Consider the following 12642-nt stretch of genomic DNA (forward strand, 5'->3'; position numbering starts at 1 on the left):
ACACAGGCGGCGCTTTAGCGGTATTAAACCGGACCAATCGCTGCGTCACTCGATGGAGAGGCTGGGCTTTGCTCAGCGCTAACCGATTACCTGCAAACAACACCTAAAAAACTGGCCATCAGGGCGCAAACAACTCCAACTGTTCCTGCTCCCCGCGCAGGTCATGCAAGCGCACGCCAACACCGAGCAGGCGCACGGCCTTGTTGCCTCGGGCAAAAGCCGCGCTCAGCAAGCGTTTATAGCTGTCCAGATCACGCCGCGCACCCGCTTGTTCCAGGGTGGTTTGACTGAAATCATGAAATTTTATTTTGACGAAGGGTTTGTCCGGCCGATACGTCCGGTCCAGCCGTGCCATGCGCGTTTCCAATTGTTCCAGCAACGCAGGGAGTTGCTCCAGGCAAGCTGCTAGATCAGGCAGGTCCTTGTCGAAGGTATTTTCCACACTGACCGACTGACGCCGGCTGTCGTTGCGTACCAGGCGCTCATCAATACCCTGGGCAAGCCCCCACAAACGCTCACCAAAACTGCCGAACTCCTTGACCAAGGCCAGCTTGTTCCACTCACGCAGGTCGCTGCAGGTACGAATGCCCAAACGCCCGAGCTTATCCGCCGTGACCTTACCCACGCCGTGCAGTTTATTCACCGGTAACGCGGCGACAAAATCGTCCACTTCACTGGGCGTGATCACAAACAAACCATTGGGCTTCTTCCAGTCACTGGCGATCTTGGCGAGAAACTTATTCGGCGCCACCCCCGCAGAAACAGTGATGTGCAACTCCTGCGACACGCGCCGTCGAATATCCTGGGCGATGCGTGTGGCGCTGCCAGCAAAATGCGGGCTGTCGCTTACATCCAGGTAAGCCTCATCCAGCGACAAGGGCTCAATCAGCTCGGTGTAATCACGAAAAATCGCCTGAATCTCCCGTGATACCGCCCTGTAGACCTCCATGCGCGGCTTGACGATCAGCAAATCCGGGCACAGTTTCAGCGCCTGGCCTGAGGCCATCGCAGAACGCACACCGTAACTGCGCGCCTCATAATTACAGGTGGCAATCACCCCGCGCCGATCCGCCAGCCCACCGACCGCCAGGGGCTTGCTCGCCAGGCTCGGCTCATCACGCATCTCGATGGCGGCATAAAAGCAATCGCAGTCAACGTGGATGATTTTGCGGCTATTCATGGTCAACGCCAGCAATCCTGCCGCTACTGTGCGGCTGAGCTCACGGGGGCGGCTGGCTTGGCGTCACGCTCCGCATCGTCTGGCTTGCTGATATAGGACTGGATAATCAAAATCACGATCAACATAAACGCGGCCAATGGCAACAGCTTGGTCTTCGCCGTCAGCGACGCGCCACAACTTGGGCAAGTCTTCGCGTCGTTAGAGACCTGGGCACCGCAGGACTTGCATTCACCACTCATAACATTGCTCCCATTCAATGGGCACGGACTCTAGCCCAACAGTCCCGCCACAGGCTATGACCAAAGCATTCGCCACACTGCTGTTAAGCCACGGCCTAGCGTTCAAGCGCATACACCCGCGCAAAATGGCTAAAACCCGAATAAAATCGACTTAAACCTACATTCAGGTTGACATGATTTATTCAGGCGCTACAATTGGCCCCGCGGAATGGAGCAGTCTGGTAGCTCGTCGGGCTCATAACCCGAAGGTCGTCGGTTCAAATCCGGCTTCCGCAACCAAATATTAAAAAGACCACTCAATGAGTGGTCTTTTTTTTGCTTCGATTTAATCGAAGACCATAAATCCCAGCCAACCACTTCTGCATGCCTGAGCAGAGCGACCTCGATGCAATACCCATCGACCGCTCTTAACCGCCACAGCCCTCGCCTGCCAAGGGCTGAACGCGCGACAGCGATCAACCGAGACTCAGCCCTCCCTCGATATCGCCACCCCAGCGATTTAAGTTATTGATTAAAAACCACTAATCGATTGACAAGAGGCCGTATCTATATAGAATAGCCAGCGCGGGATGGAGCAGCCTGGTAGCTCGTCGGGCTCATAACCCGAAGGTCGTCGGTTCAAATCCGGCTCCCGCAACCAAATACTCAAAGAAGGCCACTCAAACGAGTGGCCTTTTTTGTTTCTCGCCTATCGCACGCCTAAGCATTTGATTAAAAACACTTTTTTGTTGACAGCAGGCGATTTCTGTATAGAATCAACGGCGCGGAATGGAGCAGTCTGGTAGCTCGTCGGGCTCATAACCCGAAGGTCGTCGGTTCAAATCCGGCTTCCGCAACCAAATATTAAAAAGACCACTCAATGAGTGGTCTTTTTTTTGGCCGCGATTTAAGTGATCGAGCTCAGCAACGCTTAAGTATTGCCAGCCTAAACTGTAGGGGCCATCACCTACCCCACTCGGAACCCACACCATCATGTCCTGGAAAAATACCGAATCGCGCTACGGCAGCCTGTCCATCGCGTTGCATTGGCTGATGCTGATTCTGATTGCCGGCGTTTATGCCTGCATCGAGCTCAAGGGTAACTTCCCTAAAGGCAGCGACATGCGCGAACTGCTCAAGCAATGGCACTTTATGCTCGGCCTCGCGGTATTCGCCTTGGTTTGGCTGCGCCTGCTGGCACGTGCAATCGCACCCACACCAACAATCACCCCTGCACCGCCAGCCTGGCAGACCATCACGGCCAAGCTGATGCACCTGGCGCTCTACGCCCTGATGATCGGCGCACCACTGGCTGGCTGGTTGATCCTCAGCGCTGCCGGCAAACCCATCCCGTTCTTCGGTCTGGAACTGCCGGCCCTGCTCCCGCCCAACAAACCACTGGCTGGCGACATAAAAGAGTGGCACGAGCTGGCTGGTAGCGCCGGTTACTGGCTGATTGGTCTGCATGCTGTCGCCGGGTTGTTCCATCACTTCTTCGTACGCGATAACACCCTGACGCGCATCCTCCCGAGCAAGCAAGCCTGAACCCACCACTCCCCTACAGCAGGCGACGCTCAGCGCTGGTCAATTGGCAGCGTCGCCGCTAGAATTGCGCACTTTTTGATCAGAGACGCAACAAGCGTCCAGCATCCGTCCGTACACGCCTGAGGTTAACGCCATGTCCACCCCCGCCACGCCGAAAGTCGGCTTTGTATCACTCGGTTGCCCCAAGGCGCTGGTGGACTCCGAACGCATCCTCACTCAGTTGCGTATGGAAGGTTATGAAGTGGTACCGACCTACCACGATGCCGACGTGGTGGTGGTCAACACCTGTGGCTTTATCGACAGCGCCAAGGCTGAATCCCTGGAAGTGATCGGCGAAGCGATCAAAGAAAACGGCAAGGTTATCGTCACCGGCTGCATGGGCGTGGAAGAAGGCAGCATCCGCGACGTGCACCCCAGCGTGCTCTCGGTCACCGGCCCGCAGCAGTACGAGCAAGTGGTTAATGCGGTGCATGAAGTCGTACCGCCGCGCCAAGACCACAACCCGTTGATCGACCTCGTGCCGCCACAGGGCATCAAACTCACCCCGCGCCACTATGCCTACCTGAAAATTTCTGAAGGCTGCAACCACAGCTGCAGCTTCTGCATCATCCCCTCCATGCGCGGCAAGCTGGTCAGCCGCCCTGTGGGTGAAGTGCTCAGCGAAGCCGAGCGCCTGGTCAAAGCCGGCGTTAAAGAGCTATTGGTGATCTCCCAAGACACCAGCGCCTACGGCGTTGACGTCAAGTACAAGACCGACTTCTGGAACGGCCAGCCGGTGAAAACCCGCATGACCGAAATGTGCGAAGCCCTGTCGAGCATGGGCGTATGGGTGCGCCTGCACTACGTCTACCCCTACCCGCACGTCGACGAACTGATCCCATTGATGGCCGCCGGCAAGATCCTGCCGTACCTGGATATCCCCTTCCAGCACGCCAGCCCGAAAGTGCTGAAAGCCATGAAGCGCCCCGCCTTCGAAGACAAGACCCTGGCGCGCATCAAGAACTGGCGTGAAATCTGCCCAGAACTGACCATCCGCTCAACCTTTATTGTCGGTTTCCCTGGCGAGACCGAAGAAGACTTCCAATACCTCCTCAACTGGCTGACCGAAGCCCAGCTCGACCGCGTCGGCTGCTTCCAGTACTCGCCCGTCGAAGGCGCACCGGCCAACCTGCTCGACAACCACGTGCCGGACGACATTAAGCAAGATCGCTGGGACCGCTTTATGGCCCACCAGCAAGCCATCAGCAGCGCCCGCCTGCAGTTGAAGGTTGGCAAGGAAATGGACGTGCTGATCGACGAAGTCGACGACCAAGGCGCCGTCGCCCGCTGCTACGCCGATGCCCCGGAAATCGACGGCAGCGTGTTTATTGCCAGCACCGAGGTTAAGCCAGGCGAAAAAGTACGCGTGCGTATCGTTGATGCGGATGAATACGACATGTGGGCCGAGCTGATCTAAAGCCTACAGCCTAAAAAGCCCCGCACATGCGGGGCTTTTTTATGCCCGCTGAATGGTTTTTTCATGCAAATGATGACGAAACGTGCCAGCACCCCGCGGGTCTTGCGAGCGATTACCTGACGGAAACACAAACTGCCAGCCCCACTCCGCAGCCGCATTGGGATACTTACGCGCCAACGCAAACGGCAGATTAACCCGACCAAACCCCTCGGCAAGATCTTGCTGATGCAACGCCATAACCGCCTCTAAATGTTCATGCAGGCTAATCACCACTGAGCGCGGCAACATGGTCACGCGATCCTTTTGGCCCTTACCGTCACGCACTAAGATCTCGCCACGGGAAAACTCTACATCCTTGACCCGCAAGCGCAGCACCTCCATCAACCCGAGCCCAGAGCCATACAACAAACTGGCAACCAAACCGTGCACACCCGATATTTCGGCCAATACCCGAGCCACTTCCTCACGCGTTAAGACCATAGGCAAGTGCGCCGGCTTCTTCGCCCGTACAACCCCCTCCAGCCAGGGCAACTCAACTTTCAACACCTCCTTGTACAGAAACAACAGCGCCGCCAACGCCTCATTCTGCGTGGCCGCCGCCACATTACGGGTCACGGCCAAGTGAGTTAGAAACGCCTCAACCTCCACCGCCCCCATCTCTACAGGATGACGATACGTGTGAAACCGTATATAACGTTTTACCCACTCGGCATAGATTTTTTCGGTGCGAATGGAATAGTTCCTGATGCGGATTTGCTGGCGGACTTGATCGAGCAGCCGAGGCTTGTCGTCTTCCATGTCGCTTTTCTCCCTGAATGATGTCGCGTTTGCCGCGACCACCTTCAAGCTAGACGTAGACTCACAAGACGACAAGGAACGTTATCCGACATGTTTTTACGACATCAAATGCGACATTCAATGTCGCCTAATAATAGTTAGGCAAACCAAGAGGGAATTTTATGACGCCTTATAGCAACCTTAGTGGACAATCAAACGTAGCTTCTTACGAGATCACGGAGGATGCAATACATGTAGTCTTCAAAGCTGGCGCTCAACGTAACTACCTGTACAACAGCATGCGTCCAGGAAAAGCTACAACTGACAATATGAAACAGCTTGCAAAGCAGGGGCGCGGTTTAAATTCTTATATCTCTCGCGTTGTAAAAAGTAACTTTGCTCGCAAGTGGTAGCCTAACAACCGGTATATGGACTCTCCCCACAAGCAGTGAGCAAAGCTTTTCCTAACCCTGTCGTCAGCGCGGTTGCATTCGTATATCCGGCCTGTTTTGGGCTTTACCGCCCTGGCCACTCTGTAGTTCGCGCAGCGGGGGCCAAGCGTTCAATCGATCACGAAGATCATGATTGTTATCGGCCTTATTCCGTTGCAGGACTCGCCTGTTTCGACAGTGTTGCTGCTCACCACAACCACAAGAAAACCATCACGCCGTGCTGATTACTCCGCCGTCAGGCGGGCTTTACGCTTTGCCAGTCGCCACTGAAACGCCGCTCGTTGCACCACACAGCCCAGCAAATCCTTACCAATTTATTGGCCAGCGCCACAGCTGCTTTGTTGTGACCGATACGTGCCGCTGTCTCGACGGTCCAGCGTTGTAACTGGGTCAGTTTCTCCGGCGTGCGGGCCTTACATCGCTGTGCAGCCAGCAAGGCCGCTCGCGAACCGTGGATCAATAAGGTGCGCACATAGACGTTGCCCTGTCGGCTGATGTGGCCCAGTTTACGTCGGTCGCCGCTGCTGAATTCACGCGGTGTCATGCCCAACCAAGCGCTGAGTTGGCGGCCATTAGTGAAACGCTCAGGCTTGCCTACTGCGGTTTTCAGGGCGCTGGCGGTTAGCAGACCAATACCGCTGACCTCATCGAGTTTACGTACCACTTCATCGTCGGCATGCCAGCGCTTAAGTTGCTGTTCGCACTCGACCATGCACTGTTCGTGCAGGTTAATTTCCGCCAGGACGATATGCAGTTGATGACTCAAAGGCGCGATCTCTGGACGCTCAACTAATTCATGAGCGGCACGGATAAACGCGGCGGTAGCAGTTGGGGCTTCGATACCCGCCTCGCGCAAAATACCGCGTAGTAGGTTGATGCGCTGGGTACGACTCTTCTTCCAGGTTTCGCGCATACCGTGAAGTTGCTGTAACAGCTGTTGCTCCTGGGTTTTCACCGGAACTGGATGAATATCTTTGCAACGCGAGGCTTCTAGCATGGCATCGCAGTCGTTACGGTCGGTTTTGTTGCGACGACGATAGGGCCGTACATAACGAGGATGAATCAGTTTTACCCGGTGGCCCAGCGCTTGCGCGACACGCCCCCAGTAGTGAGCCGTGCCACAGGCTTCCATCACCCACTCGACCGGCTCGGCTTGCTCCTGTATATATCGCCTAAACGCCTCTCGGTTCAGCCGCTTGTGCTGCACCACATGGCCGGAACGGACACTCTCGGCAACTTGGTAAACGGACTTGGCCAGATCAACCGCAATTCGCTTCATAACGTCTCTCCCAATGATCAGTCACCGCAGTTCTAGGTATAGAACCGTGGCGCGGGGAGAGTCCATTACAGCATTCAAATCGCTCGCTGCGCTCACTGGGACGGGCTAAAGCCTGCCCCTTAGCTTAATCGTTAGAAGCGGTGCGGTTACAGGCTAGGTCGGGTATCGCGGCGGCGATATCTCTGGCTCAGTCTTTTCACGGCGTAGAGCACCACGAGCTGCATTAGGGAGGCGGCATGCTGAATCTAGACAACAAAATTCCACCACCGCTTATTGCCACCCTGTGCGGGGCGGCGATGTGGGGTATCGCCCTGTACACGCCAGGTATTGAGGTGGCTGGGGCATTGCGCATTATTGGGGCGGTGGCTGTTGCCTTGGCTGGCGTGTTCTTTTGTATGGCGGGGGTTGTTTCGTTTCGGCGTGCGCAGACCACTGTCAATCCATTAAAGCCTGATGCGGCGTCAGCGCTTGTCCGTTCCGGTATCTATCAAGTGTCACGTAACCCGATGTATGTCGGCTTTGCGCTGTTGCTTGTCTCATGGGCGGTGTTTTTGTCATCGCCGGTAGCGCTGCTGGGTGTGGGTGTTTTCATGCTGTACATCAACCGTTTTCAGATTGCACCTGAAGAGCGTGCACTGAGCATGCTGTTTGGCGCAGAGTTTGAGCGCTACAAAAACGCCGTGCGCAGATGGATTTAAGCCCTTTGTATTGGTAGCGGCTGCAGTAACCTCCTCAAGTAAAGTTCTATATCGGTAAAAGAGTTGCATAAGCCGATGTACGCGGCCCTGAAATGTCCCCAGGCGCCCCTAACGGCCTCAGGAAGTGCCCGCGACTTGCCCGAAAGACCATTGGCCAGCGCCTTGCCTGCGCGCGCCTCTGTTGGGCAGGCAACCTGTTATTGCTGCTTCATCGATAGCTCATACACATAGGCACACAACGACGCGGTGACGACCTCGCCACCAGGCAATGAATCCCAGCATCACGCTTGTGATCACCCAAGTGCCTCGGTAACGTGCTCGCACTTGTCAGGAGAGCCTCATGCGCATTAGCCGTACCTTAGTCGTCGCCCTGTTGCCGCTGTTTGCCGGCTGCCAGCTGTTGAGCGAACAACCGAATGACACCTCAACGCCGCCCACTCGCCTGCAGGGCGAACTCAGCCTGGCAAACGGCGACTTACTGTTTCGCCCCTGCCAGGAGCAACGCAGTTTTGTCATCGGCCATGACGGGGCAACCACCTTAAGCCGCGACGCGGCGGAGCTGTTTAGCGATGGCGCGACGCAGCTGTACGTGGATATGCGCGGCGAGTTGTCTAGCACGAGCCAACCTAAGGTGGACGGCACCTTCACCCCCAGCCAGGTGTACCGCGTCCAGGCTGAAGGCCATGGCTGCAGCGACATTAATTTCACCCGCACCCTGCTGCGCGCCAGCGGCCATGAGCCGGACTGGAGCATTGCCGTGAGCAATCAGGGCTTGGTCCTTAATCGTGCGGGTAAAGAGCCGCAAGCGCTGCCCTACTTGGAAGAGCAACTGCCCGAAGGCCGCCTGAACCTCAGCAGCGAGGCCAACGGCCAGCGCCTTGAGCTGTGGCTCGCGCCGCAGCGCTGTGTGGATGGCATGAGTGGCGCGGTGCAGCACATGAGCGCCGAGTTGCGCCTCGACGGGGAGGTATTGCGCGGCTGCGCCTACCTAGGCGGTGCGCGCAACGACTAGCAGGCCGTTGAAAACGACCTGCGTTGGCAGTACGGCGTTAAAACGGCCGCTGCATGCTCATTTACAACCCGTAAACTCCGCTTCACCGGCCGTTTTTGCCTTGCATTGCCTGCCTCGCTTACGTTTTCAAAGGCCTGCGGGCAAGCTATCAATGCGCAGAGAGCTGAGATAGATCAGCCCGCCGCTAGGCGTTTGGCCTAAGCTGCAAGGGAAGTCAGCCAAAGGGATATCGTTATGCTGCGCATTGCTATTAATGGATATGGACGTATTGGTCGTTGCCTGGTGCGCGCGTTGTTCGAGCGCAACCTGCAAGACCAGATTCACCTCACCGCAATCAATGACTTGGGTGAGCAAAGCACCCTCGCCCACCTCACCCGCTTTGATTCCACCTTCGGCCGTTTCCCTGGGCAGATCAGCCTGGACGGTAACGTATTCAGCGTAAACGGCCACGCGATCCAGCTGCTGCGCGAACGCGAAGTGGCGAATTTGCCCTGGCGCGAGTTTGAGGTCGATCTGGTGCTCGAATGCACCGGCAAACTGAAGAAGCGCGAACAGGTCGAACAGCATATCAGCGCCGGTAGCCCGCGCGTGCTGCTCTCGCATCCGCTCGACAGCGCTGACCTGACCGTGGTCTACGGGGTTAACCACCAATTACTGGGCGATCAGCAGATCGTTTCCAACGCCTCCTGCACCACCAACTGCCTGGCGCCGATGGCCAAGGTGCTGCACGAGGCCGTGGGCATTCGTCAGGGGCTGGTCAACACCATCCACTCCTACACCAATGACCAGAACCTGCTGGATAAGACCCACAGCGACCTGTATCGCGCCCGCGCCGCCGCGTTGTCGATGATCCCCACCAGCACCGGTGCAGCCAAGGCCATCGGCCTGGTGATGCCGGAACTGGTTGGCCGCCTGGATGGGTTGTCGATACGCGTACCGACGCCCAACGTGTCGCTGGTTGACCTGACCTTCACCTGCGAGCGCCCAACCAGCCGTGAGGCGATTAACGCCGCGCTGCAAGCCGGTGCCGCACAACTGCCGGCTGGGGTGATGGAATGCAACGAGCTGGCGCTGGTGTCCAGCGACTTCAATGGCTACCCGGTGTCGTGCGTGGTCGACCTCAGCCACACCCGTGTGCAGGGCGATCTGGTCAAGGTCTTGGCCTGGTATGACAACGAGTGGGCCTTCGCCAACCGCATGCTCGACGTGATGCTGGCCTGGGTGAAGCCAGACGCACGCTAAGCCTTACGACCGCCTGGGCGCAGGCGAGCGATGTGCATGACCAATGGGCGAAGCCACTGAGCCCAGGACCGGCGATCACAGGTATAATCGCCGGTCCTAAAATGCTGCCGGGTTGCCTCCGGCCCTGATAGTGGATCGCCCCCTCATGCTACGCATCACCGAACTCAAGCTGCCGCTCGACCATCCCGAAGAGGCCCTGCGCCCCGCCATCATCCAGCGTTTAGGGATTGCCGACAGCGAGCTGCTCGACTTCAGCCTGTTCAAGCGCAGCTACGATGCGCGCAAGAAATCCAGCGAAATACACTTCATCTACACCATCGACTGCAGCCTGCAGGATGAAGCGACGGTGCTGAGCAAATTGGCCGATGACCGGCATATCAGCATCACCCCGGACACTGATTACAAACCCGTCGGCCTGACTACAGAAGACCTGGCCGAGCGCCCACTGGTGGTGGGCTTTGGCCCGTGCGGGATTTTTGCTGCGCTGATTCTCGCCCAAGCCGGGCTCAAGCCGATTGTGCTGGAACGCGGCACCGAAGTGCGCCAGCGCACCAAAGACACCTGGGGCCTGTGGCGCAAGAATGTGCTCAAGCCTGAGTCCAACGTGCAGTTCGGCGAAGGCGGCGCGGGCACCTTCTCCGACGGCAAGCTCTACAGCCAGATCAAAGACCCCAAGCATTACGGGCGCAAGGTGCTGCAGGAGTTCGTCAAGGCCGGCGCGCCGGAGGAAATCCTCTACGTCAATAAACCGCATATAGGCACCTTCCGCCTGACCGGCGTGGTCGCGACCATGCGTGAGGAAATCAAAGCCCTGGGCGGTGAAGTGCGCTTCCAGCAGCGTGTCAGCGATGTGCTGATTGAAGAGGGTCAGCTGACTGGGGTCGTGCTCGACAGTGGCGAGCAGATTCTTAGCCGCCAGGTGATCCTGGCCCTCGGACACAGCTCGCGCGACACCTTCCGCATGCTGCACAAGCGCGAGGTATTTATGGAGGCCAAGCCGTTTTCGGTCGGTTTCCGCATCGAACACCCGCAATCGCTGATCGACCGTTCCCGCTTGGGTAAATACGCCGGCCATCCGAAGCTGGGCGCCGCCGACTACAAGCTGGTGCACCACGCCAAGAACGGCCGCTCGGTCTACAGCTTCTGCATGTGCCCGGGCGGCACCGTGGTGGCGGCGACCTCAGAGCCAAACCGCGTAGTCACCAACGGCATGAGCCAGTACTCGCGCAACGAGCGCAATGCCAACGCCGGTATCGTGGTTGGCATTACCCCGGAGCAGGATTATCCAGGTGGCCCGTTGGCTGGGGTTGAGCTACAGGAGCGCTTGGAATCACAGGCCTACCTGCTCGGCGGCAGCACCTACGAAGCGCCAGGGCAACTGGTGGGCGACTTTATCGCTGGCACACCTTCCACAGAGCTGGGCAGTGTCGAGCCGTCTTACAAGCCCGGCATCAAGCTGGGCGACCTGGCGCTGGCCCTGCCGGATTTCGCCATCGAGGCGATCCGCGAAGCGCTGCCGGCTTTCGGTAAGCAGATCAAAGGCTTCGACCTGCATGATGCGGTACTCACCGGCATCGAAACCCGCACGTCCTCACCGCTGCGCATCACCCGTGGCACGGACATGCAGAGCCTTAACGTGCGCGGCTTGTACCCGGCCGGTGAAGGCGCAGGTTATGCCGGCGGTATTCTGTCGGCGGGGGTCGATGGTATTCGCGTGGCCGAAGCGCTGATCAAGGACATGCTGGGGATTGCCGAAGCCTGAAAGCAGGCGCCGCCCAAGGCGCCGTAACCCTCACAGCGCTGACAAGAGCTTTTCAAGCCCCTGTAGCTGGAATTGCTCGCGGACGAAATCGATAAACACGCGGGTCTTTTGCGGCAACAGTTTCTGCCCGACGAAGTAGATCGAAATCGCCCCCGCATCCACATACCAATCCGGTAATACCCGCTGCACTGTGCCTCGGCGCAGGTATATCTGGGCATGGCCGGTGCTGACCAAGGCAATGCCCAGCCCGCTCTCGGCTGCGACACAGGCGGCTTCGGGGTCGCTGAAGGTCATCCGGGTTTGCATCTCTGCGGAAGCCAATAGGCCCTCGCGGTTGCGCAAGGCCCAAGGGCGCACACGACCGGTTTGCGGTGAGCGAATCAAGATGCCGGCGTGCTGAGGGAGATCCGCGGGTGAATCCAAGCGCGCAGCCTGCTCCAGGTACTGGGGTGCCGCCAATAATATGCGGTGGGCTGGTGCCAGCTCACGCGCCACCACACCTTGGGGAATATCAAAGCCACCGCCAATGGCGGCATCAAAGCCTTCGGCAATCAGGTCTACCTGACGGTTGTCAAAATGCCAGTCCGGCACGATGCGCGGATAACGCCGCAGAAACTCCCCCAGCAGCGGCACCATGTACTCGCGGCCAAACGACAGGCCCATGCTCACCTTCAGAACACCTGCCGGCTGGCTGCGAAGGCTGGTGAGATTCTCCATCGCCAGTTGCAGAGTACTCAGGCCACCCGCCGCTTCGGCCAAAAAATGCTCGCCGGCCTCGGTAAGACTCAACTTGCGCGTACTGCGCTGAAACAGTCGCACATCCAGGCTGGCCTCTAGCCGCGCCACATTCTTGCCGACCGCAGCCGGCGTCAGCCCCAGACGCCGCGAAGCCTCGGCAAAGCTCCCGGACTAGGCGCTGCGAATAAAACATTCAATGCAATTAAGGGTGTCCATAGGCGATTCCCCGCGAGCATTCGATAGCGTTTGGATCGAAAGCATATGCGTATTACAGGCTTATTAG

Annotated in this window: 10 protein-coding genes, 3 tRNA genes and 1 pseudogene; 9 read left to right on the plus strand and 5 right to left on the minus strand. The window is 57.9% G+C overall.

The window, feature by feature from the left end; all coding sequences use genetic code 11:
- Window positions 1-118: 118 nt before the first annotated feature.
- On the minus strand, window positions 119-1180 hold the full coding sequence (gene dinB / locus SOP97_RS00355) for a DNA polymerase IV (protein ID WP_274088424.1): 1062 nt from the start codon (window positions 1178-1180) through the stop codon (window positions 119-121).
- A 23-nt stretch (window positions 1181-1203) separates the two neighbouring features.
- Window positions 1204-1419 (minus strand): zinc-ribbon domain-containing protein, encoded by a 216-nt coding sequence (locus SOP97_RS00360; RefSeq protein WP_274088425.1) that lies wholly within the window; start codon window positions 1417-1419, stop codon window positions 1204-1206.
- Window positions 1420-1621: 202 nt separating this feature from the next.
- Between SOP97_RS00360 and SOP97_RS00365 the strand changes: the two genes are divergently transcribed.
- The 5 genes from SOP97_RS00365 to rimO all read left to right on the plus strand — a co-directional run bounded on the left by SOP97_RS00365 (window position 1622) and on the right by rimO (window position 4399).
- Window positions 1622-1698 (plus strand) — tRNA-Met (locus SOP97_RS00365).
- Between the two features lie 284 nt (window positions 1699-1982).
- Window positions 1983-2059 (plus strand) — tRNA-Met (locus SOP97_RS00370).
- A 122-nt stretch (window positions 2060-2181) separates the two neighbouring features.
- Window positions 2182-2258, plus strand: a tRNA-Met gene (locus SOP97_RS00375).
- A gap of 133 nt (window positions 2259-2391) precedes the next feature.
- Window positions 2392-2943: a cytochrome b gene (locus SOP97_RS00380; protein ID WP_322947594.1), complete on the plus strand. Its 552-nt coding sequence runs from the start codon at window positions 2392-2394 to the stop codon at window positions 2941-2943.
- A 133-nt stretch (window positions 2944-3076) separates the two neighbouring features.
- Window positions 3077-4399 (plus strand): 30S ribosomal protein S12 methylthiotransferase RimO, encoded by a 1323-nt coding sequence (rimO, locus tag SOP97_RS00385; RefSeq protein ID WP_274088427.1) that lies wholly within the window; start codon window positions 3077-3079, stop codon window positions 4397-4399.
- A 39-nt stretch (window positions 4400-4438) separates the two neighbouring features.
- Here the strand turns inward: rimO and SOP97_RS00390 are convergent, their stop codons facing one another.
- Window positions 4439-5197 carry an integron integrase gene (locus SOP97_RS00390; RefSeq protein WP_322947597.1) on the minus strand — a complete coding sequence of 253 codons (759 nt, stop codon included), beginning with the start codon at window positions 5195-5197 and terminating at the stop codon, window positions 4439-4441.
- 666 nt (window positions 5198-5863) lie between these two features.
- Window positions 5864-6907 (minus strand): IS110-like element ISPpu25 family transposase, encoded by a 1044-nt coding sequence (locus tag SOP97_RS00395; RefSeq protein ID WP_322947599.1) that lies wholly within the window; start codon window positions 6905-6907, stop codon window positions 5864-5866.
- A 236-nt stretch (window positions 6908-7143) separates the two neighbouring features.
- On the opposite strand from SOP97_RS00395, the gene SOP97_RS00400 reads away from it, so the two are divergent.
- The 4 genes from SOP97_RS00400 to SOP97_RS00415 all read left to right on the plus strand — a co-directional run bounded on the left by SOP97_RS00400 (window position 7144) and on the right by SOP97_RS00415 (window position 11621).
- Window positions 7144-7605, plus strand: a complete 462-nt coding sequence (locus SOP97_RS00400) for a methyltransferase family protein (protein WP_274087997.1) — start codon at window positions 7144-7146, stop codon at window positions 7603-7605.
- 340 nt (window positions 7606-7945) lie between these two features.
- Window positions 7946-8617: a COG3650 family protein gene (locus SOP97_RS00405; RefSeq protein WP_274087996.1), complete on the plus strand. Its 672-nt coding sequence runs from the start codon at window positions 7946-7948 to the stop codon at window positions 8615-8617.
- Between the two features lie 234 nt (window positions 8618-8851).
- Complete coding sequence (gap, locus tag SOP97_RS00410) at window positions 8852-9859, plus strand: type I glyceraldehyde-3-phosphate dehydrogenase (protein WP_274087995.1); 1008 nt, start codon at window positions 8852-8854, stop codon at window positions 9857-9859.
- A 145-nt stretch (window positions 9860-10004) separates the two neighbouring features.
- Window positions 10005-11621, plus strand: coding sequence for an NAD(P)/FAD-dependent oxidoreductase (locus SOP97_RS00415; protein WP_322947605.1), 1617 nt, complete (start codon window positions 10005-10007; stop codon window positions 11619-11621).
- Between the two features lie 30 nt (window positions 11622-11651).
- Here the strand turns inward: SOP97_RS00415 and SOP97_RS00420 are convergent.
- A pseudogene (locus SOP97_RS00420) lies at window positions 11652-12575 on the minus strand (LysR family transcriptional regulator).
- Window positions 12576-12642: the final 67 nt, after the last annotated feature.

It is taken from the genome of Pseudomonas spirodelae (genome assembly GCF_034653255.1).
GTDB lineage: Bacteria > Pseudomonadota > Gammaproteobacteria > Pseudomonadales > Pseudomonadaceae > Aquipseudomonas > Aquipseudomonas spirodelae.